Here is a 25,515-nt window from a genome sequence, read left to right as displayed (position 1 = left end):
ATGATCGTAATGCAATAGGCCGGCCCTCACGATTTTGTGGCCCAGGGACCGGCCGGCTCGCAGGAGGCAACATGGCGCGTTACGACAAGGGACACCGGGACACGACGCGGCGGCACATCCTCGATGTCGCATCAGTGCAATTCCGCGAGAGCGGCATCGCCGCGGTCGGCCTCGCCGGCATCATGGCGGAGGCCGGCCTGACCAACGGGGCGTTCTACACGCATTTCGCCTCCAAGGAGGATCTGGTGCGCGCGGTGCTGTGCGATGCGCTGGAACGGCGCGAACAGCGGCACAAGGACAATCTCGAGAACGGCGTCGCGCTCGAAACCACGATCCGCGACTACCTCTCGCCGCGTCATCGCGACCACGCGGCAACCGGCTGCCCGACCGCAGCGCTGGTTTCCGAGATCGCGCGGCATCCGAAGGCGACGCGCGATGCCTTCACCGGAAAGATGTCCGATATCATCACGCTAATGGCGGCGCAGATTCCGCAAGGCTCGCGCGAAGAGCGGCGGCGCAAGGCGATCTCGGTCTACGCCACCATGGTCGGCGCGCTGCAATTGTCACGCGCCGTCAACGACCGGCAATTGTCGGAGGAGATCCTGGAGAACGCGGTAGACGCCGCAATCGCCCTCGTCGAGCGCGCCGCCTGACGACAACGCGGCGGGCCCTGGCCTAGGGCGTGTACTCATAACGGCCTAGATGTCAGCTTCTGAAGGCTAAGCGGAAATCTTACTATCAGTCAGAGCATTACCGCTGGTGACCCATTGCCGAACTTAGGCACTCCCCGTCTTCAATGGCCACCACCGTGCGGAAATCAAGAAGAGCCCAGCGGCAGGAATGGTGACCATGAGTGAGAATATCAACCCGGCTCCGCCTCCGACTAGAGAGGCGATAACTGAAGTCGTAAGGACAGCTATCATCGTCCATCGGGCGGGATGACCGCATATTGATTGCGGAAACCCGAGACAAGCTAGCGAGGCGAATGCTACTAACGGAATGGACACGTGCGCAAGAAGCTTGACCAGCCATAGAGCCTCAACGCCGTTGTTACCCGCGAAGTGACCAAGGCAGGTAAGCACTGTGGCTAGAATGGCGAGCGAGGCAACCCACGCTCCAACGACCCTTACGATAAGACGAAGTCTCATTGGGTATGCCTTGCGATGAGCCAGCGGAGCGTCGGCCGTCCCTATTTGCGACCTCCATTATAGCAGCGCCAGGTTGCAATGTCGCTTCTTGGCCCGTTCGAGACGTGCGGGCCCGATCTAACCACGTCCGCTTATCCGGTTAGACCGGAAGTCATCGCCTCACGGCCCAAACCGACGCAATTGACCCAAAGCCGACGTAGGGCAGGAACGCGCTGAAGTCGGCTTCTGACCGGAAGCGCCCATCACCCTTCCGGCACGCCAGCGAGGCGAAAGCCTTCACACGTGCGCTTGAGCCCGGCAAGAAAAGCCGTGTTGTCACTTTGTTGAGCAGCGACAAAACGACGGATGGTGAAACCTGAGTTGAGCGCAAGTCCCGTTCTCGCAGCAGTTCGCGCCTCATCGAGCGCGCCGGTCAGGCCCAACGCTGCGGCGAGCGACAAATGAGCGATAGGAAAGTTGCGGTTCGCCTCAGTGCTTTGTCGTAGCCAATTGACGGCTTCGACGTCCAAACCAAGCTGTAGCTTCGCCACGCCCACAAAACACGTCCACTGGTAGGCTTCAACGTCGCGAGGGGAGAGACGTAAAGCCTCGCGTATATGGCCTTCGGTCTCGGCAGCACGACCCAAATAGAATTTGGCAAAACCAAGGGCGGCATGAGAGTTGGCCCTATTCGAATCCAGCGCCAACGCATGCTCGAATTCACGGATGCCTTGGGCGGCCCGGTTCGTAAAGATCTGGACCCAACCCCGAGCCGAGTGGGCTGAAGTATAGTTCGGCCTGATCGACAATGCCTTATTCACCATCGCCTCAGCCGCTGCAAACCGCGCAGGCCCATCATCCGTGGTAAAGCTGGACCCAATTGCCGTATCAACAGTTGCCAGGCCAATCATTGCTTCGACGTTGCCGGGGTCGAACTCCAGAGCGCGTTCGAAGAAGCTCCGCGCCTGCGTTACGTCTTCAGGGCTAAACCCCTTCATCAACCAGGCCCGGCCCTGGAAGTACAAGTCCATCGCATCGGGATGCAGCGTACGCTCGGCTCGTCGCGCCTCAGCCACGATGAGCTGCGCACCTAATGTATTGGCGAGCATCGATACGATTTCGTCCTGCATGTCGAACAGGTCGACGACAGGCTTCTCGAAGCGCTCGGCCCAAAGATGCTGGCCGCTCCTGGCATCGATCAACTGCACGTTCATCCGAAGCCTCTTGCCGCTGCGTTGCACTGAGCCTTCGAGCACGTAGCGAACGTTTAATTCGCGGCCGACTTGCCGTACATCGACTGCTCTGCCCTTGTATGAGACGGCGCTGTTCCCTGCGATGACAAATGAACCAGCGATGCGCGACAAGTCCGTGGTCAAACTCTCGGTTACACCATCCACGAAATAGTCCTGCTCGCGATCCCCGCTCAGGTTCGCGAAGGGTAGCACGACGATGGATAGGCGCGGCGTTGAAAGCCGGGCCCGACTTGCGCGTTCAACCTGTGTCTCGGAGCTAGGCCCATCCCGGACCGCTGCATAGGTCCGGACCGGAAGGGCGATGTTCTTGAGGTTCTGCTCGCCCAGATCAGCGAACTCGATGCCCACTTTACCTCTGACGTGGTCATACGCGGAAGACGAGATGCAGATACCGCCTGCTTCTGCGATGCTTTCGAGCCGCGCCGCAATGTTTACGCCGTCCCCAAAAATGTCATGCGGTTCGACAATCACGTCGCCTATATTAATGCCCACCCGAAAGGCAATGTGATTGTCTTCCGGCTCATCGATCGTAAGTTCGTGAGTCCGGGTCTGGAACTGCATCGCGGCCCGAACCGCCTCTACCGCGCTGGCAAACTCCGCCAAAAACCCATCGCCTGTGTTTTTCACGACGCGGCCACCGTGCTCGGCGATCGCGGGGTAGACGGCCTCCATGAGGAGCGTCGTCAGTTTGGCATGCGTAGCCTCCTCGTCATGGTGCATCAGCCGCGAATAGCCCGCCACGTCGGCGGCCAATATCGCCGACAATCTGCGTTCGATCCGGGACGGCCGCTCTTGCGCCATGACCTGCAGACCTTTTTGACCTGCACATTCTACGATAAATCCGGCTGCCGTGCCACRACCACTCAAGCGGGACGGCAAAGTGGGCGTAATCGCCCGAAGATGACCATGGTGACGGCTGCATCAATCGGAATGGCCTCCAATCGGTTCCCCGTTCAACCCCAAAAATCGGGCGCTCGCCTGGGAACGCTTCGTCCATTGCTCGGCCGTCGCAGATGAGATGATGTCGCCTTCTGGCCCATCAGTGAAGTAGCGGCGCACCTCGTTGAGGTCCGCTCAGTGAGGCATGGCGGACCAGGTTTGCTCAGGTCGAGTTCTTCGCATCTTGACCCTAAGCGGACTTCGCTTTGGGTCCGCTCCGGATTCCGGCGCCGCCCGCATCTCGCGCCGTCTGCGTTTGGAACCGAAACATTTTCCAGCCTGAATGATTTACTCCTGGGGCTTCGCAAGATGCGAGGCATTCATGGACCCTCTCTCGGCGAGCGACGTGTTCCTCACGGTCGCGATCATGAGCGTCACTTTCCTGACCGAGGTCGGGATTTTCATCTTGATTGGAATGCTGTGAAAGCAGCACGCCATCTGGGCAACGCGCAGCTGCTGCGGGATCTAGGACTCCGCAAACTTGATGGTTGAGACCGGCCATCTTCCATCAAAACCTGCGATCGAAACGCGGAGCCCGTGCAGTTCGTCCAGCGAAACGCTCTCGACCGTGCCTGCCTTTCCGTCGGTAAGGACGACGGCTTTGCCGATCAACTCGGATCGCGCCTCACCGTACTCTCTCAAGATGTTTGATGCACGGACCATTACTGGTGGCGGCATTGCTCGTCCTGTTCGGCCGAGCCGTCTGTGCTGTCCCGAGGCGGCTCAACGCCAAGGTTTGTCCCAGCGCTCAGCATGGGGAACGATTGATGGTGACTGCTCTTCCAATTCCCGCAGCCGGTCGATTTGCGTTCTGAGGCTCCCCGATAGTTCCGGTTCTTCTTTCAGGAACGCACGCAGTCTCTCCCCAATCTCTCGGACGATTGCTCGGCTGTGTGCGTGGTCTATGTCAACGCGATTTCGCATAGCGACGACTCGTTCGAGTAATAGAAAGCGCCGAGACCCAGCACCTACCCCTCCCGCAGCTCTCCCTCTTGCGAGCACGGCTGGTAATTCTGAGTGGACCTGAGACCGCCGCTGTTGGCTATCTGCGCGAGCGCTTGTTCTGAGAACAGCGGGTCTTTCGCAACGACCTTTGGCTATCTGCGACATGCGCCGTTTTGTTACCGGCGAGCGGCGGTCTCTCGTTTCTAAAGTCCTGACCGGAGCTTTCGTTCCCGATCATTCGTCGCGACGCCGCTCCGGACGGAATGGGGAAACAATTGGAGAGTGCGGCCGACCTATCGAGGAACTCGCCGCGTGTAATAGATCGGGACCCACGTCACCGCGCTCCAACGGATTGACGAGGATGCCTTCCGGACGGCACGCAAGCGGGCGTTCCAAGGGCTAGGGTCAAACAGCACTCCTGGAACCATTTATCGGCGTCTCCGGTTAGTACGTGGGGTCGATGGAGGAACCATCGCCATGAGGATCGAATATCTTGCTGCAATTGCGATAGTGGTCTTTGCCGCTGGTGCCGGACTGGCGGTCCATTCTGTCGGCTCGCTGCCGCCCGAAAAGCAATCGACGCCTACCACCGCCCAATTGGCGACCCGGCTAGTCGAGTCCGTGGATCCGTTCTTGCATCGGTCCGGGAGCTAACGGCCAGCGCAACTCAAAACGCCTCGGCGAGGCTGCCCAAATCATGAGGGGCATCGCGCCCCTTCGGCAGAGCGATCGGCTCGTCGAATTTGCGGCCCCAGCCCGCGCGCGATGATCCTTAGCGTCGTCTGGCAAGGAACGCTGTAACACCTTTGCTTCATCCCCATATTCGCGTTCTGTCGGATTGAACGCAAGAATAGTTCTGCTGCTTCTGCGTCGCGTCCGGTACTTCCGATATTGGCCCTGAGCTGAACACCACGGGAGACATTCCCATGTCTGCTGTCTGACGGGAGCCGGACGTCGCCCGACTGATAGGCTGACCGCCGCCTTTGACCCGAAGCCGACCTTGCGCCGATGCTGCCGGAGGCGGGTGCGGGCTCGAAAATAAATTCGTAGAGCATGTCGTTTTGGCGGTCCGCCGTTCGGCTGGGTGTCGGCGGAGCCACTTCGGTTGTGGCTGGAGCTCACAATGTGACTGATTAGCTATCAGATCAATGATCTTGCGGAGGTTGGCAATGACGATCTCACTTCGATTTATAGAGACAAATGGCATTCGAATGCACCTGGCCGAAGCAGGGAGCGGCCCCACCGTGCTTCTCTGCCATGGCTTTCCGGAGTGCTGGTATTCGTGGCGGCACCAGTTGGAAGCGCTCGCTGCCGCCGGATATCGCGCCATCGCGCCCGACATGCGCGGTTATGGGCAGACGGACAAACCGGATGCGATCGATCAATACACTCTATTGCATTTGACCGGAGACATGATCGGATTGCTCGACGCGATCGGCACGGATCAAGCAGTCGTTGTCGGACATGATTGGGGAGCGCCGGTCGCTTGGCGCTGCGCTCTGTTTAGACCGGATCGATTTAGGGCTGTCGTTGGCTTGAGCGTGCCGTTTCCGGTACGTGGTCCCGACCGACCAAGCACTGTCATGCCGAGGGCCGAAAAGCAGCGCTTCTATCAACTGTATTTCCAGACGCCGGGCGTTGCCGAGGCAGAACTCGAAAAAGACGTCCACAACGCAATCAAGACGACATTGTTCGCCCTATCTGGCGATGCGCCGGTTGAGGATCCTGCGTCGCTCACGATGCTTCCTAGTGAGGGGGGGTGGCTTGATGGGAAGCCTACAACCCAATCATTGCCGACGTGGCTCACGGACAGTGACATCGAATTTTACGTTGAGGAGTTCAAGCGCACCGGCTTTGGAGGAGGTTTGAATTGGTATCGCAACATTGATCGCAATTGGGAGTTGCTCGCACCATGGTCCGGCGCAAAGGTTCAGGTCCCGGCACTCTATGTCGTTGGCGATCGAGACGGGGTTTACAGATCGCCGAGTTGGAGCCATCTCGTCCCTAGCCTGAAACAGTTCGTGCCCTTGCTTCGCGAGACAATAGTCTTGAAAGGTTGCGGTCATTGGACTCAGCAAGAGCGCGCCAAAGACGTAAGCAATGCGCTCCTGGAATTCCTGAAACAGTTATAGATCGCGAACGGGCACTTGCGTAGACGCGGCAAGCAACGAAATGTCGCGTTTTGGCCCGTTTGAGACATGCCGGTCCGATCTGAAGATGTCCGCTTATCAGGTTGGACTGGAAGAGAACGGCACGCAGCCAAAGTGACGCGATTGACCCTAAGCGGACCTACCGGATGTTCGGCTTATTACCTCGGAGTTTCCGAACCGGCCTTTGCCCTTGCACAGGAGAACTGAAGACACTGTTTGCTCGACCATTATGCAGTCTTTCCGGCAACCTGGCCGTGCGCGGGCTATTGAAAAGATGGTCTGCATCAACTGAAGCCTTGAAGTGGAAGCGCACTGGAGTTGACCGTTGATCGATGACATCATCTCTCTGTTAGCCTTGTGAAATGACATCACTCTGGGATGCCGGCCCTTTCCATACCTTCATAGATTCGATTGCGCTGGAGTAAGAAAACAGGGTTGCCGCTTTGGACTTCAACACGGCACTTACCGATGCGGAAAATGGGAGCCAGCAGCCCCCCCATTTCGCTGGCTTGCGCCGCTTCCGATTTACGGTCCTGAAGAGCCAGAGCCGCGGCTAGATGGAAGTAGGGGAGCTCATTATTGGGAGCAATCTCGATAGCCTTCCGCAAACGGTCCACAGCCATGTCGAGCCTACCGAGTTGCAGATCCGCCAGACCAAGAATCGCGTACCAATTTCCGAGCATTGGATCGCGCGGGCTGAGGCGCATCGCGGTGGTCACATGGCCTTCGGTCTCCTCGCCACGCCCAAGAAAAATCTTAACCCACCCTGCTCTCATGTGAACATAGGGCAAATCGGGATCCAAGCTCATGGCGAGTTCAATCTCGCGAAGAGCTCGCTCTGGTGCTCGCAAGGCGATCAACAACGCGGCGCGACAAAAATGCATGCGGCTAGTGAGTGGCGTCAGTTGCGACGCTTTGAACATTGCTGCCTCGGCCAGACGGACTTGCTCAGCACGCGCCTGGGACATGTAGGCGTTGACTTCCCATAGGTGGGTTTCGACCAAGCCCATCAGCACATCGACGTTGGTATTGTCGACGCGGAGCGCCTCCTCAAATATGCTCCGTGCTTCGCGGGCCCCGGCGACTGACACTTTTTGGGAAAATGCCGTCCACCCGCGAAGGGCGAGGTCGACCGCATCCAATTCCTTTGGTTCCTCGCGCTCTAGACGCCGCGTCTCCGCTGCCACCAGCTGGACATCCATAGCCCGTGCGAGCCGGGCCGTGATCTCATCTTGCATGTCGAACGGGTCTGCCCGTGGCTTGTCAAATCGCTCGGCCCAGAGGTGTGCGCCTGTTTCTGTGTCGATGAGTTTTGCGTTCACGCGCAGGCGATCGGTCCCGCTCTGCACGCTGCCTTCCAGCACGTAGCGGACTCCAAGCTCGCGGCCAATCTGTCGAGCATCCACAATTTTGCCCTTGAATGCGAAAGCCGTCTTGCACGAAATAACGAAATAATCGGGAAGGCGAGATATGTCCGTAGTAAGATTTTCTGTAATCGCATCGACGAAATCGTCCTGCTGCTTCTCGCCACTAAGATTGGCGAAGGGCAGCACAACAATGGAAAGACGAGGTGGCGGACGAATGGTCGACCCAACGCCATCAGGCCGTGTCGCCGAGTTGCGTCCGTCCTGGACCGCCGTATAGGCTCGGACCGGGGAAGCAATATTTTTGAGGTTTTGCTCGCCCAGATCGGCGAACTCAACGCCAACCTTGCCCCGGATATGGTCGTAAGCCGAAGACGAGATGCAGATGCCGCCCGGTTCTGCGATGCTCTCAAGCCGCGCCGCAATGTTTACGCCGTCGCCAAAGACGTCATGCGGCTCGATAATGACGTCGCCGACATTGATGCCGACACGGAAAGCAAGGCGTTTGTTTTCCGTGTCGCCAACCGCTAGGTGGTTGACGCGGGCTTGAAACTCCGCAGCAGCCCGGACCGCTTGAACCGCGCTCGGAAACTCCGCCAAGAATCCGTCCCCGGTGTTCTTCACGATGCGGCCGCCGTGGTCGGCGATTGCGGGATGGACAACCTCGGTCAGAAGCGCGGATAGTTTGGCGTGCGTTGCCTCTTCGGCATGGTGCATGAGTCGAGAGTAGCCTGCCACGTCGGCGGCCAATATAGCCGCCAACCTGCGCTCAACCCGGACTGGCCGCTCCYGCACCATAGCCACAATCCAACCAGGCGCAATTATAGAACAAGTTGCAAGGCTTGCCCATCCGCTATGTCGCCTATTGGCCCGTTCGAGACATCCCCGTTCGATCTCACGATGTCCGCTTATCCGGTCAGACCGGAAGTCATCACCCCAGAGGCAAACCAACGCTCATGACCCATAGGCGACATCGGGGGAACTGCGATGCATTTTCCACCGCGCGTTGAGAAATCTTAAATCCTATAATGGTAGCTCAATCGCATGGCATGGTTTTTCGCCTTCGCAGCTTTAGCTTTTCTATACCGTCGCACGACGCGCGCTGGCGACTGGCTCGCGGAACTAAAGCCAACGGGAATGCTTCGGTCGCCGCTATTCTACGCACAAGGGGTTCTTCTCTGCGTGCTCTTGCTGCTCATGTTAGCGCCGGGTTACCTGCCGCACGAGCAGTGGGCGGTTGCCGTTTATCTTATCGTCTTGGTCATCGTGCTCGTAGCGCTCCTGGTTGTACGGCGCGCATTGAAATGGCGCTATCCAATCTAAGGACATCACTTCCGCATCTGGCCCGAAGCTGACCTTGGACTTCCGTGCACCGCCGGAAATCGATGCAATAAATTTGGTCCCTCGTAACCTGTTCTAGTTAGGGTAGAGCGACTTCATTTGGCGGGCCGGCGCGGGAGCATGAACATCTATAACGCGTACCTTACGACATCTCTGTTGATATCTCAGGTCGTTTTCTACGGCTCGATCGTTGGCTTGTTTTACGCAGCGTATCTGGTTCTCCGCTGGCGGCTCTATCGGCCGGCGTTATTTTTGGCCGCCACCGTTGGATTTCCGGCTTTGAGCTACTTCTATCACCTTATTGACGGGACTGTTGTGGCTCCTGCTTTACGGAAGGCGGAGGTCGCGTCCTGGCGACGAGTGAGCATCACCGGCGACAACAAGCCTCGTGTTTTCGTCGATACGTGGAGCGGCAATGGCTATGTGCCAAAGGCCTTGGTGGCTCTCGGCCGGTTCGAAAAAGCTTATGGCCGCATTGGCGACGAGTGGTACTATTTCGAGCGAACGCCAGGTATCGTATGCCCTGAAAATCACTACGACGTTCGTATGCTTGATCGAATGAGCCAGCCTGTCCCATGCGTTTCGGCTACGAAGACTGGCCGGCGGGTGGGCTTTCGGGAGTTGAATATTCCCGAGATTGCCGAGCCCCGCTTGCTGCTGCTCGCCGATAGAGATGCTCCGTCCCATTACCAACACGAGGCGGGGAGACCCTACACGAGTAACACTCTGGAGCTTAGGCTCGTTTCAGATCAGGCCAATCAGCTGGTTTCATTCTGGGAAATTCCGTACTTTGAAGTCCCAATGTTCCCGCCGAATTTGAACCTCGACGGTTGGTTTAAGGTCTCCGCCGCAGCCGGTTACGCGCGGCGTCCCGAGGCGGTGAAGTTCGTTATTGACGCACTCAACGAGACCTAGCGCTCGGGTCAGCTTTTGGCCCTTCGCGGACCTGAACAGCGGGTCCGGTGATGTCCGCTCGCAGTGGCAGAGCAGACCATCTACCATGGACCCGCCGACTTCCGAGTTTGACCCAAAGCCGACAATTGCAGGTCACGATCAGGTTGCTACAGTTACACGATACCGACGGTGCCGTGCTACGCGCTTCCGGGAAGGACTCTTCAGATGCTTCGTAAGCTGACAGGCGTGATAACCGTAATTTCGGTGATCGGCATTTCGTTCGCTTCGTTTTATTTGAGTATCGAAATGGCGAAGAAAAGGGTGGCGGTCTGGAGAAGGGGATCGACTTACATGTTCGTTCGTTCGARCGGCATGGGCGGCATTCAGCGAAGAGCGCGTGAAGTCTGGATMAAGCAGCTCGGATACGATGAGCCCGAGGCAGCTATGATMGCAAGATATCAGTCGCGCGCTGTGCTAACAGCCTTTSTGGGGTGCACGYTATTATTCTCAATMRYGGCAGCCGTACTTCAACATTTYGATCCCGCCTGCACCGGTTGTAGTACCCGAGGAGAAAGACCTGCGACGWCWACAGKCCGCTAGCGTTGGGGCCTCATCTYGGCACCCACACCAACAGTCCTGCGAAGAACCAAGGAAGAAACAAGCCTTCGACCACRATGGCGCAGCGCCGATATCTTCTGCCTTGTTCGCTGTAGGCGGACGGGTCSCGCCAAAGGGCAGGGCGGCGCCCCTCAAGACGCCAATCTGAATAGCCCTCGAAYTGAGCCATTCCGGGCGCCAGATTTCGGCGCATCTGCCGGATGAACCAAGCGTCCGCAAAGCCTAGACTCATCATGCCCAACGGCCAAATTGAAAAGATCGCGTTTGAGGCGAACGACATCACGACCTCATATCTTTTGGAAGTTTCATCTTAGCACACCAAGGCAGTGATGTCGCCTTCTGGCCCAACTCGGACCTCCGCTGAGGTCCGCTATTGCGCTGCTATCAGGGGCACAGCGGACCTCGTACGCGCCCTGTCTACCGCGCGGGTTTATGGGTACACGCCCTAGCCGAGCCCGCCGTCGACCTGGAAGCACTGGCGGGTGATGCGCTGGCTCTCGTCGGAGGCCAGAAACAGCGCCATCTGTGCGATGTCGTCGGGCACCACCGCGTCCGGAATGGCCTGACGCGAGCGCATCTCGGCGATCTGCTGCTCGTCCTGAAACCACAGCCGCCGCTGACGCTCCGTGATCACCATGCCGGGCGCGATGGCGTTGACGCGGATGCGGTCGGGTCCGACCAGCCGGGCGAGCGAATTGGTGAAGCCGACGATCGCCGCCTTCGCAGCCGCATAGGCCGGCAGCGCCGGCGCGCCGCGCATCCATGCAATCGACGACATGTTGATGATCGAACCGCCGCCGCGCGCCTGCATCTGCGGCACGATCGCCTGCGCCGCGAAGAAGACGTGCTTGAGATTGACGCCGATCATCCAGTCGAACTCGGCCGGCGTCACGTCGGAGAGAACCTGGCGCTGATCGTTGGCGGCGTTGTTGACGAGGACCGCGGCATCGCCAAGCGCTGCGTGCACTTGTGCCATTGCGGCGCGCAAGGCCTCGATGTCCAGGAGATCGCACGGCACGAACAGCGGCCGCGAGCCGGAGACGTCCGCCACCTCCTTGACCAGCGCCTCGCCCGCTTGCGTATCGATGTCGAGGAAGGCGACGCGGGCCCCCTGGCCTGCGAAGGCGCGCACGAAGGCGGCGCCGATGCCGCTGGCGCCTCCGGTGATCAACACCACGCGGCCCGCCAAGCTCGAATATGTCGTCTGGGTCATGCGATCAGCCGCTCCGTCTCGGGGTCGAACAGGCAAATGCGCCGGGTGTCGAGCGCGAAGCTGGCGGAGGCCCCAGGCGCGGGTCGGATATCCGGCGTGATGCGCGCCAGCACGGGCTCGCCACCGAGCCGCAGCAGCACGATCGTCTCCGCACCGGTGGGCTCGACCATCTCCACCGGCGCGTCGACGAGGATGGGCGCATCGCCGGAAAAGACGCGGCTGCCCTCGGCAATGCATTCCGGCCTGATCCCGAGCACCACTTCGCGGCCGGCATAGGACGCCGCCGCATCGTATCCCCGAAGGCGAATGCGGACCTCGTCCGGCCGCCCTGCGCCGATCACGGCCACTGGCCCGCCATTCTCGGCCTCGAGCCGTGCCGGCATCGTGTTCATCGGCGGCGAGCCCATGAAGCGCGCAACGAACAGATTGGCGGGATAGCGGTAGACAGTGTCGGGATCGGCGAATTGCTGCACGCTGCCCTGATGCATCACCGCGATCCGCGTCGCCATCGTCATGGCTTCGATCTGGTCGTGGGTGACATAGACGATGGTGGCGCCGATGCGCTGGTGCAGCCGCTTGATCTCCATCCGCATCTCGACGCGCAGCTTGGCGTCGAGATTGGAGAGCGGCTCGTCGAACAGGAACAGCAGGGGATCGCGCACCAGCGCGCGGCCCATCGCCACGCGCTGACGCTGGCCGCCGGAGAGCTGCGACGGCTTGCGACCGAGCAGCGGCTCGATCTGGAGCAGCCGGGCCACGTTCGCCAGTGCCTTCTCCTGCTCCGCCTTCGGCACATGGCGGCACTCCATGCCGAAGGTGATGTTCTGGCGCACCGTCATCGAGGGATAGAGCGCGTAGGACTGAAACACCATGGCGATGTCGCGGTCCTTCGGAGCAATGTCGTTGACGACGCGCCCGCCGATCTCGATGGTCCCCGCGCTCGGGCGATCGAGCCCGGCGACGATGTTGAGCAGCGTGGACTTGCCGCAGCCGGACGGCCCGACCAGCACGGTGAACTCGCCGCTCTCGATGTCGAGATCGATCGCCTTCAGCACCTCCAGATTGGCGTAACGCTTCGACAGGGCGCGAATGCTCAGTGCTGCCATGACAATCCCATCATTTCACAGCCCCTGCGGTCAGGCCGCGTACGAAGTACCTGCCGCCGAGCAGATAGATCAATAAAGTAGGCAGGGCCGCGATGATCACCGCAGCGCTCTGCACGCCATGCTGCGGGATATCGGCGATTGCGGCGGAGAGCGCGATCAAAGCCGCCGTGACGGGCTGCTGCTGGCCGGTCGTGAAGGTCACGCCATAGAGGAACTCGTTCCAGATGTGCGTGAACTGCCAGATCACGGTGACGATCAGGATGGGCGCCGAGAGCGGCAGAATGATGCGCCAGAAAATGCGAAAGAACCCGGCACCATCGATGCGTGCGGCCCTGATCAATTCATGTGGAATGGCGACGTAGTAGTTGCGGCAGAACAGCGTGGTGAAGGAGAGCCCCTGGATCGTGTGAATCAGCACGAGACCGGTCAGCGTGTTGATGAGGCCGGTGTCCCGCAGCACGATGGTCCAGGGAAGCAGGCGCATCTGCTGGGGCAGGAAGAGGCCAAGGGTCACGATGCCGTAGATCCAGCTGTCGCCGCGAAAACGCCAGAGCGACACGGCGTATCCGGCGACCGCACCGAGCATGGTCGAGAAAATCGTCGCTGGGATCGTGACGAGCGCGGAGTTCAGCACGTATGGCCGGATGCCGGCGCAGGTCTCGGCGACGCAGAAACCGCTCCAGGCGGTTAGATAGTTGCCCCAGGCCCATTGTTTCGGCCAGCCGATCATCGAGGCCTGGGCGATCTCCTCGTTGGTGCGGAGCGAGTTCAGCACCACAACAGCCAGTGGTGCGAGATAGGCGGCCGCCATCAATGAAACGAGGAGATAGATCAGAATCCGGCCCGGCGCGAAGGTTTTGTCACGCATGGGTCGCCCGCCGTCGCTGAACATAACGCCACGCTGCATAGGGCAGCAGCACCGCGAGAAGAATGAGCAGCATGAGCACCGCCGCCGCCGCACCCCGGCCGAGTTGGCCGCGCTGGAACATCAGATCGTAGACGACAAGGGCCGGCAGCTGGGTCGCAATTCCGGGCCCGCCATTGGTGAGCGCGCGGACGAGGTCGAAGGCCGAGATTGCGAACTGCAATTGGACGACGACGACGGTGATGGTGATCGGCCAGAGCGTCGGCAAGACGACGCGCCAATAGGTCCGGATCGGTCCAGCGCCATCGATCTGCGCGGCCTTGATGATGTCGGCGTCGACGGACCTGAGGCCGGCCAGGAAGAGCGCCATGGCGAAGCCCGAGGATTGCCAGATCGCAGCGATCACAATCGTCCAGATCGCCATGTCGCGGTCGATCAGCCAGTCGAATCGGAAGGAGGTCCAGCCGAGATCGCGGACGAGCTTCTGGATCCCAATGCCGGGATTGAGCAGCCAACTCCAGACCGTGCCGGTGACGACGAACGACACCGCCAGGGGGTACAGGAAGATGGATCGCAGCACGTTCTCGCCGCGAATGCGCTGATCGAGCAGGATCGCGAGCATGAGGCCGGTGATCAGACTCAGCAGCACGAAAGCGCTGCCAAACAGCAGCAGATTGTCGAAGGCAATCTGCCAGTTTCGCGACGACATGACTGCCGTGTAGTTGCGCAAGCCCACCCAACCCGAGACCGGGACAAGCGTGGAGGGCGTGAACGAAATCCAGATCGTCCACAGCGAAAACGAAATCAGATGCGCGGCCGACAACAGCAGCGGCACCCAGATCATCAGATACTCTGGCAGCCGGCCGACCGCGTCGGACATCGCCGGCCGGCCGGGCCGCGTTGCTGTGGCGACGGCGTCGGTCAACGCGAACCCTCGACGGCCTCGGCGAGGCGGGTGACCGCCTGCTCCGGCGTAATCGTCTTGTTCTTGGCGTATTCGGTGAGCACGTCGATCATCGCGGCGGTCAGGCCGTTTTCCTGCGCCATGTTGTGCGCGAGGCTCAGGACGGCCTGATTGTTCGCGACAGCGTCCTTGAGCGCGGCTGCGGTTCGCCGTTGACCGTCCGACCAGCCCTCGCCGGAAAGATCGACATCGGTGCGCACGGGGATCGATCCCGTGATCTGCGAATACATGGTCTGGATCGCCGGATCCATGACGAGCTGGGCCATCAGCGTCTGACCGGCTTGCAGATCGGGCTCCTTGCGCTGCCAGAATATGAAGGCGTCGGCATTCAGCAGGAAGACAGGCTTGCTATTGTCGCTGGGGCCCGGCGCGATGATGAAGTCGTCGAACTTGAAACCGGCGTTGCGGAGCACGCCCTGCGCCCACCCGCCCATGATCATCATGCCCATGTCGCCGTCGACGAAGCGCTTCAAGTTGGTGGCATAGGGTTGGGCGCCGACATTCGGGTCCATCCATTGGGTGATCTTGCGCATCTGTACGAAGGCGGCTTTGATCTCGGGACCCTCCAGGGCCTTCTTGTCGAGATTCATGATGGCTGCGCGGTATGCAGCGGGATTGATGCCGGCAAGCGAGGCCTCGAATTTCTGCCCGTCGTCGGGCCGGGTACCGCCGTTGGCGATGGGATATACGATGCCGCCCGTTTTCATCTTCTCGGCGAGATCGTTGAAGTCAGCCCAGGTAACGGGGATCTTGTCGGCCTTGGCCTTGTCCATCGCGCGTTTGGAGAGAAACAGCATGTTGGTGCTGTAGATCTGCAACGGCAGTGCAATCCACTTGCCCCCAGGCTTGTGCAGTTTTGCAAGGTCCGGAGCGACCACCTTTTCGTAAGCAGCGGCAGCAACGAGGGCGTCGAGATCGACGGTCGGGGCGATCTTCGACCAGGCCGCAATCTCGGGGCCCTTGAGCTGCGAGCAGGCCGGCGGATCGCCGGCAATGATCTGAGCGCGCAGCTTGTTCATCATCTCGGTGGTGAACCCGGGGACGGGCGAGTGCTGCCAGACCCCGCCCTTTTCCTCGAATTTCTTGCCGAGCGCCGTGATGGCCGCCCCATCGCTGCCTGCGGACCATTGCGAGATCGCGGTCAGGCGCGGCTTGGCCGCGCCTTGCGCCCGGGCAAATGCCGGCAATGCGAGCGCGGCAGCGGATCCAGCGAGCAGACGACGCCTTGTTGTTGTGATCGGCATGGCAGTTCCTCCCGGGTGTGAACTCTTGGCAGCGAAGCGGCGCGGCGTCAGGGCATGTCAGGCGGCCTCCGTCGATGCCGCCGGCATGCCGCCGCGGCCGGCGAGGCAGGAGGCGGCGAAGGCCAGCGCGGCCCTCGGATCGTTGCCGTTCGACGGCGGCACGAAGGCGAGCGACACCTGCGCGAGCTTGCGCCCGCCGAGCAGGCAGGCGTCGATGCCGTCGACCAGCGCGTTTCGGTCATCCTCCGCAAGCAGCGACGGCCAGCCGGAGATCGCGACGCCGCGACAGGGCTTGACGTTCAGCGTGTTGCCGATCGCGAGGCCAAGCCGGTACAGGCGCAGCCGCAGCTCCCGGCGCACGCGCGGCGGAATCGGAATCGCGCTGACCCAATCGCTGCCGAGCTGAAGCAGTTCCGGCTCGGGCACGCCGAGCAGCCCGGCCATCGCCGGCAGCGACGTATAGGCTTCGACGCAGCCATGATGGCCGCAGCGGCAGCGCGGACCGCCCTCGCCGAACACCATGTGGCCGAGCTCGACGGGCTGGAGGCCGTCGGCCTCGATCGCGTCGTCCATCCAGGCGCCGGCCACGCCCTGGCCGACGAACACGAACAGATGCGCGCCGCTGAACGGATAGTCCGCGGTGCGGCAGCGGTGAAAGATGGCGTGCGCCACGACCGAATTGGTGAACGCGACCGGAACGCCGGCGAACATTTCGCCGAGCATGGCGCGAATGCGCCCGACGTCGCAGGGAATGATGGGATTGTCCGATGCGCTCAGCCGGCCAAGCCCGGGAATGGAGACGCCGATCTGCGCGAGCGCGACGCGGCGGCGCCGGGTCCAGCCGCGCAGCACTGTCAGCGCATCGCCAAACACGCGGCCGACGGAGCCGGCGGTCGGCGTCTTCGGCAGCGGCAGACGCTCGCTGACGTGCAGTTCGCCTGACAGGCCGCCGACGCCGACACTCAGCCGCGGCCCCGCGATCTCGATCGCCGCCAGAGCCACGGAACGATCGAGCGAGACGAGACCCGAGGGGCCACCGACATAGGGCGCGGGCCGCCGGATTTCCTCGATCAGGCCCTCGGCCTTCAGATCGAACAGGATTCGCGACAGGCTCGCCTCGGACAGGCGCACCGCCTTGGCCAAAGGTGGCCGAAACGTGCCGCCCGACCGGAGCAGATGCCCCAGGATGGCCGCACGCGTCTGCCGCCGACTTCGCGGCTGCTCAGACATTTCCGTCCCTGTCGTCATTCTTACTTAGTGTAAGAATGTGCGCGCGGAGCGTTTCGCCTGTCAAGGCGAATGCCGTGCGATGCCGGGACTTGTTGTTGTGCGCGGCAGCAAGATCGGCGCGCGAACGCTGTGCCTAGAGCCTGCGCCGCAAGCAGCCGTCGCGCCGTTCAGGCGAGACGTGCGACATCGACGATGATGCGGTTGCGGTTGTCGGGGTCGACCAGGACCGGCAATTCGGATCCGGTGGCGGTGCGCATCTCGCGCCGCGCGGCGCTGCTGAATGACATGCGCGTCACCGCCTGCCAGGGCGGCCCGCCATTGGGGTCGCTGACACGGAGGGTGATGTCCCAGCTTCCGCCGGGCGCGCTGCTCGGTTCCGCCGCGTGCGCGCTCAGCACTGTCGCGCTGGCCGGCACGAGACCGAGCGCCGCGGCGCCGCCGGCCAGCGCGATCTCCGTCTGCTGCGGCGTGAGGCCGTTGACCAGCGCGGGCGACGAATCTGCATGCGCCACCTCGCGCCAGACACGGGGAAACGGGTGATCGTGATCCGTGTCGGCCTGCCGCTCACGGCGTTGCGGAGCGCGACGACTCTCCGCAAGCGTTTCGGCGGCCTCTCGCCCGGCCGGCACCCGATCCCATTCGATCCTGAACCGGTTCGGATCGGCGAGGTCCACGGTGACGGGGAGCACCATTCCGGGGCGGGGCCATTTCGGCTTGGGCACGTCGTAGCCGCTATACTGCACGGCAGCCGGCGCGAGCCGCTCCGCGGCGATCACCCCGTCAATGACGCATCTGGGAACGAGAACGACCTCGCCGGCCGCGTCGGGAAACGGCGAACAGGCCACCACCTGCAACTGTCCGCCGACCGGGTTCGTGATCCGCATCCGCCTGCCCCTGCTGAACCAACCCATCGCCATTCTCTTGCATCCGTCATTGGCCGGACGATGCATGTGAACGTTGAACCGCTTTCCACATGAATGCGTCGTCAGCGCGGCAACGAATCTTCGGCCGGAGCAACACAACGAAACTTGAGCTGCCGGCTGCGACCGGGTTAGCGTTGCGCGCGGCCTTTGAACTTCCCCAAGTTCGTTTAGTTCGCACTGGATCGTCGCCTGATCGCGGTTTCGGGCGGCGGTCCAGTTCCCGCTTCGCACCGGCCCGCTCACGCTCGTGTCCCAGACAAGCTGCAACGCGCATGGCGCGTTGAAGACGCGCGTAAACGCCGGGACCCCGCGGCTACGGTCTCCCGTGCGGCATGGGCCCCGGCTCTGCAGCGCACCGTCAAGGAGACGCTGCGCTGCCTCCGGGGCACGAAACCGGGATCCATATCGTCCATTCGCCATTTCGCCGCAGGGCTGTTCGGCCTTGCCGGCATTGCCGCCTCGTCCATGATCAAACATGATGGGTGCGGCCGGTGACGACTATTCCTGACAGGTGGGGGCTCTGATGAACGAAAACGAAATCCGCAGCTTCATCGCGGAGGTGAAGCAAGGCACGCTGTCGCGACGCGCGTTCATCCGGACAATGGCTGCGGTCGGGATCGCAGCACCGGTCGCGAGCCAGATCCTGCTCTGGAACGACGTGGCGATGGCGGATGCCACCTTGCCATACAAGCCGACCAAGGCCGGCGGCGGCGGCCCGCTCAAGATCCTGATCTGGCAGGCCCCCACTCTGCTCAATCCGCATTTCGCGCTCGGCACCAAGGACCAGGTCGCCTCGCGCATCTTCTTCGAGCCGCTCGCCGGCTGGGACAAGGAGGGCAACCTCATCCCCTGCCTCGCTGCGGAGGTTCCGACCAAGGCGAACGGCGGCCTCTCCCCTGACGGCACCAGCGTGACCTGGAAGCTGAAGCAGGGCGTGCGGTGGCATGACGGCAAGCCCTTCACCGCCGACGACGTGGTCTTCACCTGGCAATATGCCGCGGATCTGGCAACCGCGGCGTACACCACGGGGTCCTACCAGAACATCAAGGTCGAGAAGATCGACGACCACACCGTCAAGGTGATCTTCAAGGCTCCGACCCCGTTCTGGGCCGACCCCTTCGTCGGCTCCGTCGGCCAGATCCTGCCGAAGCATCATTTCGGCGACTATGCCGGCGCCAAGTCGCGCGACGCGCCGGGCAATCTGAAGCCGGTCGGCACCGGGCCGTACAAATTCGTCGAGTTCAAGCCGGGCGATTTGATCCTGGCCGAACGCAATCCCGACTATCACGTCAAGAACCAGCCGCATTTCGACACGCTCGAGGTCAAGGGCGGCGGCGATGCGGTCTCCGCGGCGCGCGCCGTGCTGCAGACCGGCGAATACGACTATGCCTGGAACCTGCTGGTGGAGGACGAAGTCCTCAAGCGCATGGAAGCCAGCGGGAAAGGCAAGGTGGAGTTCACGCTCTCCGGCGGCGTCGAGTTCGTCATCCTCAACACGACGGACCCGTGGACCGAGGTCGACGGCGAGCGTTCGAACGCCAAGACCAAGCATCCGACGCTGTCCGATCCGGCCGTTCGCCGGGCGTTCAACCTGCTGGTCGACCGCGAGGCGATCCAGAAATTCATCTACGGCCGCGCCGCCGTCGCGACGGCGAGCTTCGTCAACCAGCCCAGCCAGTTCAAGTCGAGCAAGCTGAAATACGAGTTCAACGTCGACAAGGCGAACAAGATCCTCGAGGAGGCCGGCTGGAAGATGGGCGCTGACGGCATTCGCGAGAAGGACGGCAAGAAGCTCAAATACGTCTTCCAGACCTCGATCAACGCCCCGCGGCAGAAGACGCAGGCCATCATCAAGCAGGCCTGCCAGAAGGCAGGGATCGACATCGAAATCAAGTCGGTCACCGGATCGGTGTTCTTCTCGTCCGACGTCGGCAACCCCGACACCTACTCGAAGCTCTATTGCGACATGGAGATGTACAACACGACGCAGCCGCAGCCCGATCCGGAGCGGTTTTTGAACCAATGCGTGTCCTGGGAGATCTCGACCAAGGAGAACAAGTGGCTGGGCCGCAACGTCTCGCGCTGGTCCGATCCCGAAGCCGACAAGGCCTACAAGGCCGCGCAAAACGAGCTCGATCCCGTCAAGCGCGCCGCACTGCTGATCAAGGTCAACGAGATCTTCTGCGAAGCCAACGTGCTCGTGCCACTGCTCTCGCGCAACATCGTCGGCGGCAGCGTCAACAGCCTGATGGCCGACATCTCGGGGTGGGATGTGACGACGTGGAATTTGGCGAGTTGGTATCGGAGCTGAAGGGGGACGGATCGCCGCGAATCGCCGTAGCGGGCGAAGCTCTCCCGGAGACCACGCATGTTCACTTCCGTGATCGCGAAAGCACGATCATTGCTTGACCGGATACGCCCTGGTCCTTCGCAAGACATCTCCGATGCCGGAGCCGAACGCCGGGGTCGGGAAGCGACGGGCGCCATTCTTGCGTTGATCAGCCTGATCGTGCTCGTCGCATGCGTCGGCGCGGCGATCGCCCTCACCCAGATCAGGTCATTGAAATCGGAGGTTGTCGCGCTTCATCGCGAGCTTGCGCCGCTCAAGGAGCGGGTCGCGCAACTGGATCAAGCCGAGAAGGCAAGGCGTCAGGCTGAACAGCAGCAGGACGCAAGGGACAAGGCTGCGATCGAGAGAAGCAATCGTCTCGGCGAAACGCAGGCCGCATTGAATCTCTCGTCCGAGGAAATTCAGCAGGTCAAGGTGTTTATCAAGCCGGCTCCCTCGCCAGGCGCTCCGGYAGACGCCATCAAGGTTGGCGACGTCGTGGACGGTGCGATGATCCCGCTGCCATCCCCGCTCACGGAGAAAATACCAAAGCTGCTCGGCGCCAGATTTGCAATTCGAAACGGCGCGATCATCATCGTCAGACAAGGCAGCCGGCGGGCGGACGCCGTGCTGGGTCCGAACTAAAGCGCGATGAGATTAGGATGAATCGTCATCGCGCTTTAGGTTGTTGTTTGAGCATGATCTTTTCGGAAAACCGCTGCGCACTTTTCCGGATCATGCTCTAGCCGAGACCAAAATTTCAATGAAGATCAAGCTTGCGGCCGGTTGTTCCGCCTAGGGCTGATTGTTCGGCGGCCTTTCAATGAACCGTCGGCTGCCATTGAGGAGCTCGAGGTTATTGGCGATCACCGGGTTGGTCGGATCGAGCGAATAAGCCTTCTCGAATTTTCGACGCGCGCCGTTCAAATTGCCGCGCAACATCAGCGAATAGCCCTGGTCGTTGAGGATCTGGACTGTCTCGCCCCCAAGTCTGATCGCCTGGGCGTACGCCTGGTCCGCAAGATCGAACCGCCGCAACCGATCATAGCTTGCCGCCAGGCCAATCCAGGCTGTCACGTCCTTCGGCGATTTCTCGACGGCGTCCTTGAAATAGCGCTGGGAAATCCCGTAGCTGCCGCGATTGAAATGCTCCAGCCCCAGCCGCACGGGCTCGTCCGAAGGATAATATTTGACGTCGGTCGGTTCCTGCACGGGGTCCCCGCCCGGCGGCTCCACGGGAGCGACGATAGCCGCGTCTCTCAGCGTGGTCTCGCACGCCGCAAGGCCGGTCGCCAACCAGCAACAGGTCAGCATTAAGATGATGCGCCGCATAACTCTTGTCCCCGCCCGGCTCATCGGACTCATTGAAATATCATCGTCAGATTACCCAAGGCCAAGGCCCCCTGGCTCCTTACCTACCCGGCGCTGCGCCGCCGACCGGCACCGATACTCCACCGACCGTTCCAGGCGGCAATCCATCTATGTCGATGTTCTGGGTTGCGGTAGGCCGCACGCCCATCTGTTTCGTCGCATCGCCAACATCGGGAAGCTGATCCACCGGCTGTTTCGTGTTGCCATAACGTGTCACGGCGGCGCCAACGCGCCGAGCGTCGTACGCGATCCTGCGATCACCGACGTATCGCGGCCATGGATGGATCGTATGGGTGACGGCGTTGACCTGCTTGGCATCGCCGGCGCTCATCGTGATGGTGTCGGAGCGCTGGAAGTAGCGGTCCATCTCGTCATTACCGGCGAGGCCGTAACATCCCCCGAGCAGCAAGGGCGCGAACAGAACCAGATACCTTATGGTCATCTCTCGCTCCTAGTTGAGGGTCTTTACGACCGGCTGGTTTGCGGCGGCGGCCGGGGGCGGAACGGGCGTCCTGAGCTCGGGAGCGATGATGTGGCCGTACGGCCCCTTCACGTCGCCACCGGAATTGACGTAGTCATTGTAACGCTTGCGGACTTCCATCTGGCCATTGAGGAAGAAATCGACGTCATTGGCCGGAAGGCGGGAGTCGAGCGGAGAGGCCAGTTGCTGACCGGGTACCGCAGGCGCAACCAGGCGCGGCGTGATGATGATGACGAGGTCCGTTTCCTCCTGCAGGTAGGACTTGCTGCTGAACAAGGTTCCAAGCACGGGCACCGAGCCGATCCAGGGCAATTGCGAAACGTCCTGCCGGTTGCGGGTCTGGAGCAGGCCGGCGATGGCAAAACTCTGGCCGTCGCGCAATTCGACCGTGGTGCGCGCGTCACGGCGGGTCAAAGCAGGAACTGTCGTCCCCTGAATCGTCACCGCATTGGTGAAATCAAGCTCGCTCACCGACGGCTCAACCCGAAGATTGATCACGCCCCGCGAGAGAACGGTGGGCACGAAGGCCAGCTCGACACCGAACTTCTTGTAGTCGATGGTGATGGTGGGAAAACCGGTCGTCGTCGTGTTCGGGATCGGCACCGGAAATTCACCGCCGGCCAGGAAGCGGGCGGCATCCCCGGAAAGCGTGGTCAAGTTCGGCTCCGCCAGCCGGCGAACCAATCCTTTCGTTTCCAATGCGGTGATCAGCAGGTCCACCGAACCGCCGCTGCTGGTCCGAAGAATACTGGTCAACAAGCTCCCGAACGGGATCGGGGCGACGCCGCCTGCGGTGCCGACGAGCGTTCCCACAGTTCCGAGTATGGGAAGGCTGCCAGTAGGAGAACCACCAACGGGCGTACCGCCAGTATTACCAGTGGGGTTTGGGACCGTGTTAATACCACCGATCGGCTGTCGGACCGTCGCGCCAGTTGCCCCACCAAGCCCCGTATTCCCGACATTGGTCCCGTTGGCGTTCGCCGCATAAAGGTTCACACCGAGGTTACGCCCAGCCTCCCGGTTGACCTCGAGAAATCGCACCTCGAGCATCACCTGTTGCGGCGCCGCGACGCTCATCGCGTTGACGACAGTTCCTCCCTTCGCGACGGTGCTGGTGGCAATTGCCATGGCCCGCTCGGCGGCAACCGCGTCGACGGCGGTTCCGCTCAGCACCACCTGGCCCTCCGAAGCCGAGACGCGAACACCCTGCATGCCGGTGCCGGTCCGGATGTTCTGCTGCAAATTGCCGGTATCGATCACGACCTCGACGTCGAGAATCCCGATCTGCTTCATCGAGCTGTCGAACAAAATGACGTTGGTGGTGCCGGTCTGCTTGCCCTGGACGTAGATCAGGTGATCGCTCAACGACTTCACGTCGACAATATCAGGCGAGCCCGCGACAATGGTCGCAAAAGCCGTGTCGACCTTGAAGGTGCGTGACTTGTTGACGACCACCTTGACCCGCTGGACGTCGTTCATTTCGCTGACGAAGACGCCGCCGCCGGAGGAGCCCCTCCGATCTGCGGCCGCGGCGCTGTCAGCGGACTCAAACAAGGCGAGCGCCGCGCCAACAGCCATCACGCTGAAAGCGAGAAGCCTCCCTACCTTATTACCCGAAACGCGACCGCCACCCATTCGAGTCCCCCCACTGCGATCCACGGCTGTCCCCGCAAATCTACGTGCTCGATGCTCCCAAAAGTTCCCCTCTACGCACCACGTCGGAGAGCTTACAATTCATCCCATTACAAATCGTTATTCGTGTTTCCAAGATCACATCCTTCATTCCCCTTCCTTGCAAGAAGAGACGCTTACCGCACTGCGGCAACAGCACAGAAAACTTTCCGATGTTGCCAGCGTGCACCACTTTTTCCCGTTTGCTTGGAACCTGCAGCACAAGCGCGCACGAGTTCCGCCGGCGCCCGCTTTGGCGAGTTCCCTATCGATTTCGGAGGATCTGTTGGAACAACCGGAACTTGCTCTCCCGCTTACAGAGATCCCGACGCATTCCGGGATGGTTGCTCGCTACCACTAGAAGGGAATCGAGGTGGACGCGCTCGGCGCGTTCAATGTGGTGCCCCATATCGGCATCAGCATCTTGAAGCTCGGGTCGGATGCCGTAACGGTGAGTGCAGCGGCTCCCGCAGTCGTGCTCAGCGTAGGCGCGAGACCGCCGGCAAATAGCATTGGGGCAACGGCTTTTTTGGCAGCAGCGGATGGCAGGGGGTCACCCGAACAGGTTGGTGAAGTCTTGCTCATCGCGCTATTGACGAAGCAGTCGCTGATCATCCATGTCCGGGCACCGGCGTTGGCGAGCGTCCGCAATGACTGCATGGTGATTGCGTAACGCCCCAGATCGAAGATGGTGAACATCAGTATGAAAAGCGGCAGAGCGACGAGACAAAATTCCATCGCCCCGATGCCGCGCTGATCAAGCTTTCTCATCACTGCACCAACTGGACATACTGGCTTTTCGGCAGCTTCGTTTGCGATGGGCACCCCGTGGTGTCAAAGGTGGCATTGCCGTTGAACGAGATCGAGGCTGCGATCAACTGGCCACAAGCGCCGCCCGTGCCGCCTACGGCGATCGTCGGATTGCCCTGAAACGTCACTGATGCGTTCGGCGCATAGATGTTTCCTGTGAGGTTGATGTTGCTATTTCCACCGAAGGTCACAGCCGTCGCTGAGGCATCGTACATCGACATGTACTGGAATAATGCAGCGCTAGACTGGAGGGCCGCCGGAAGCGACGAGGCGTTAGGGGCAGTTGCCGGCCCCTTGAGGGTGAGCATCGCGCCCCCCTTCATGTCAATGCTCGCCCCTGGCAACAGGATGAAGGTCACTCCCGTACATGGATTTGTGCAGGAGACGATGGAGCCGCCTTTGAGAGTCAGAGTACCGGATATGAAGTACACCGACACCCCTGCAGCCAAGGAGACATTGGCATTGCCCTTCGTCTGGGTATTGTTATTCGTGCATGCGGTGCTGGCCGAGCCGGCCACGTAAGCGACGAGATCCGATCCTGGACATACTGGAAGACCACATTTGGCGGGGAGCGTGGGGTTCGCGCCGCACAACGTGGTGAGGGCACCATCGAGAGCAGAGAAGGGATTGGCGGAACGTGGTGAGGGCACCATCGAGAGCAGAGAAGGGATTGGCGG

19 protein-coding genes and 1 pseudogene are annotated in these 25,515 nt (G+C 61.3%); 5 read left to right on the top strand and 15 right to left on the bottom strand.

The features are described from left to right. Positions 1 to 71 precede the first annotated feature (71 nt). A complete protein-coding gene (locus ACXJMY_RS32825) occupies positions 72 to 653 on the top strand; it encodes a TetR family transcriptional regulator (protein WP_456623493.1) in 582 nt (193 codons plus the stop codon). 737 nt (positions 654 to 1,390) lie between these two features. Here ACXJMY_RS32825 and ACXJMY_RS32820 read toward each other — a convergent pair. Together ACXJMY_RS32820 and ACXJMY_RS32815 are read right to left on the bottom strand one after the other, a co-directional pair. Then, entirely contained in the window at positions 1,391 to 3,181 is a 1,791-nt protein-coding gene (locus ACXJMY_RS32820; protein WP_456623492.1) for an adenylate/guanylate cyclase domain-containing protein, read from the bottom strand. Positions 3,182 to 3,784: 603 nt separating this feature from the next. Continuing rightward, positions 3,785 to 3,997: a PRC-barrel domain-containing protein gene (locus ACXJMY_RS32815; protein WP_456623491.1), complete on the bottom strand. Its 213-nt coding sequence runs from the start codon at positions 3,995 to 3,997 to the stop codon at positions 3,785 to 3,787. Between the two features lie 1,436 nt (positions 3,998 to 5,433). Between ACXJMY_RS32815 and ACXJMY_RS32810 the strand changes: the two genes are divergently transcribed. Continuing rightward, complete coding sequence (locus ACXJMY_RS32810) at positions 5,434 to 6,396, top strand: alpha/beta fold hydrolase (RefSeq protein WP_456623490.1); 963 nt, start codon at positions 5,434 to 5,436, stop codon at positions 6,394 to 6,396. A gap of 386 nt (positions 6,397 to 6,782) precedes the next feature. Here the strand turns inward: ACXJMY_RS32810 and ACXJMY_RS32805 are convergent, their stop codons facing one another. Next, positions 6,783 to 8,576, bottom strand: coding sequence for an adenylate/guanylate cyclase domain-containing protein (locus ACXJMY_RS32805; protein WP_456623489.1), 1,794 nt, complete (start codon positions 8,574 to 8,576; stop codon positions 6,783 to 6,785). A 663-nt stretch (positions 8,577 to 9,239) separates the two neighbouring features. Here ACXJMY_RS32805 and ACXJMY_RS32800 point away from each other — a divergent pair. Beyond that, positions 9,240 to 10,034: a hypothetical protein gene (locus ACXJMY_RS32800; protein WP_456623488.1), complete on the top strand. Its 795-nt coding sequence runs from the start codon at positions 9,240 to 9,242 to the stop codon at positions 10,032 to 10,034. A 1,042-nt stretch (positions 10,035 to 11,076) separates the two neighbouring features. Here the strand turns inward: ACXJMY_RS32800 and ACXJMY_RS32795 are convergent. The 7 genes from ACXJMY_RS32795 to ACXJMY_RS32765 all read right to left on the bottom strand — a co-directional run bounded on the left by ACXJMY_RS32795 (position 11,077) and on the right by ACXJMY_RS32765 (position 18,137). Next, entirely contained in the window at positions 11,077 to 11,844 is a 768-nt protein-coding gene (locus ACXJMY_RS32795; protein ID WP_456623487.1) for an SDR family NAD(P)-dependent oxidoreductase, read from the bottom strand. Continuing rightward, positions 11,841 to 12,950: an ABC transporter ATP-binding protein gene (locus tag ACXJMY_RS32790; RefSeq protein ID WP_456623486.1), complete on the bottom strand. Its 1,110-nt coding sequence runs from the start codon at positions 12,948 to 12,950 to the stop codon at positions 11,841 to 11,843. The genes ACXJMY_RS32795 and ACXJMY_RS32790 overlap by 4 nt, the downstream gene beginning before the upstream one ends. Positions 12,951 to 12,960: 10 nt before the next feature. After that, positions 12,961 to 13,818 carry a carbohydrate ABC transporter permease gene (locus tag ACXJMY_RS32785; RefSeq protein ID WP_456623485.1) on the bottom strand — a complete coding sequence of 286 codons (858 nt, stop codon included), beginning with the start codon at positions 13,816 to 13,818 and terminating at the stop codon, positions 12,961 to 12,963. Next, the gene (locus ACXJMY_RS32780; RefSeq protein WP_456623506.1) at positions 13,811 to 14,695 is read right to left on the bottom strand and encodes a carbohydrate ABC transporter permease; all 885 of its coding nucleotides are present in this window, start codon (positions 14,693 to 14,695) and stop codon (positions 13,811 to 13,813) included. The genes ACXJMY_RS32785 and ACXJMY_RS32780 overlap by 8 nt, the downstream gene beginning before the upstream one ends. A 41-nt stretch (positions 14,696 to 14,736) precedes the next feature. Continuing rightward, complete coding sequence (locus ACXJMY_RS32775; protein ID WP_456623484.1) at positions 14,737 to 16,023, bottom strand: ABC transporter substrate-binding protein; 1,287 nt, start codon at positions 16,021 to 16,023, stop codon at positions 14,737 to 14,739. Positions 16,024 to 16,080: 57 nt separating this feature from the next. Next, on the bottom strand, positions 16,081 to 17,253 hold the full coding sequence (locus tag ACXJMY_RS32770; protein WP_456623483.1) for an ROK family protein: 1,173 nt from the start codon (positions 17,251 to 17,253) through the stop codon (positions 16,081 to 16,083). 167 nt (positions 17,254 to 17,420) lie between these two features. Then, positions 17,421 to 18,137 carry a hypothetical protein gene (locus tag ACXJMY_RS32765; RefSeq protein ID WP_456623482.1) on the bottom strand — a complete coding sequence of 239 codons (717 nt, stop codon included), beginning with the start codon at positions 18,135 to 18,137 and terminating at the stop codon, positions 17,421 to 17,423. Positions 18,138 to 18,699: 562 nt separating this feature from the next. Between ACXJMY_RS32765 and ACXJMY_RS32760 the strand changes: the two genes are divergently transcribed. Both ACXJMY_RS32760 and ACXJMY_RS32755 read left to right on the top strand, forming a co-directional pair. Continuing rightward, positions 18,700 to 20,487: a peptide ABC transporter substrate-binding protein gene (locus ACXJMY_RS32760; protein WP_456623481.1), complete on the top strand. Its 1,788-nt coding sequence runs from the start codon at positions 18,700 to 18,702 to the stop codon at positions 20,485 to 20,487. 69 nt (positions 20,488 to 20,556) lie between these two features. After that, the gene (locus ACXJMY_RS32755) at positions 20,557 to 21,150 is read left to right on the top strand and encodes a hypothetical protein (RefSeq protein WP_456623480.1); all 594 of its coding nucleotides are present in this window, start codon (positions 20,557 to 20,559) and stop codon (positions 21,148 to 21,150) included. 150 nt (positions 21,151 to 21,300) lie between these two features. Here the strand turns inward: ACXJMY_RS32755 and ACXJMY_RS32750 are convergent, their stop codons facing one another. The 5 genes and pseudogenes from ACXJMY_RS32750 to ACXJMY_RS32730 form a co-directional block, all read right to left on the bottom strand. Next, positions 21,301 to 21,837 (bottom strand): tetratricopeptide repeat protein, encoded by a 537-nt coding sequence (locus tag ACXJMY_RS32750; RefSeq protein WP_456623479.1) that lies wholly within the window; start codon positions 21,835 to 21,837, stop codon positions 21,301 to 21,303. 79 nt (positions 21,838 to 21,916) lie between these two features. Next, a complete protein-coding gene (locus ACXJMY_RS32745) occupies positions 21,917 to 22,318 on the bottom strand; it encodes a hypothetical protein (protein ID WP_456623478.1) in 402 nt (133 codons plus the stop codon). A 9-nt stretch (positions 22,319 to 22,327) separates the two neighbouring features. Next, positions 22,328 to 23,992, bottom strand: coding sequence for a type II and III secretion system protein family protein (locus ACXJMY_RS32740; RefSeq protein WP_456623477.1), 1,665 nt, complete (start codon positions 23,990 to 23,992; stop codon positions 22,328 to 22,330). Positions 23,993 to 24,385: 393 nt separating this feature from the next. Then, positions 24,386 to 24,799 (bottom strand): TadE family protein, encoded by a 414-nt coding sequence (locus ACXJMY_RS32735; protein WP_456623476.1) that lies wholly within the window; start codon positions 24,797 to 24,799, stop codon positions 24,386 to 24,388. Then, a pseudogene (locus ACXJMY_RS32730) lies at positions 24,799 to 25,515 on the bottom strand (hypothetical protein); the annotation flags it as partial. The pseudogene ACXJMY_RS32730 and the gene ACXJMY_RS32735, both read right to left, overlap by 1 nt.

The sequence above is a fragment of the Bradyrhizobium sp. P5_C12 genome (assembly GCF_054049735.1).
The sequence above is the reverse complement of the archived record's forward strand: the minus strand, read 5'-3'. Positions and strand labels throughout refer to the sequence as shown.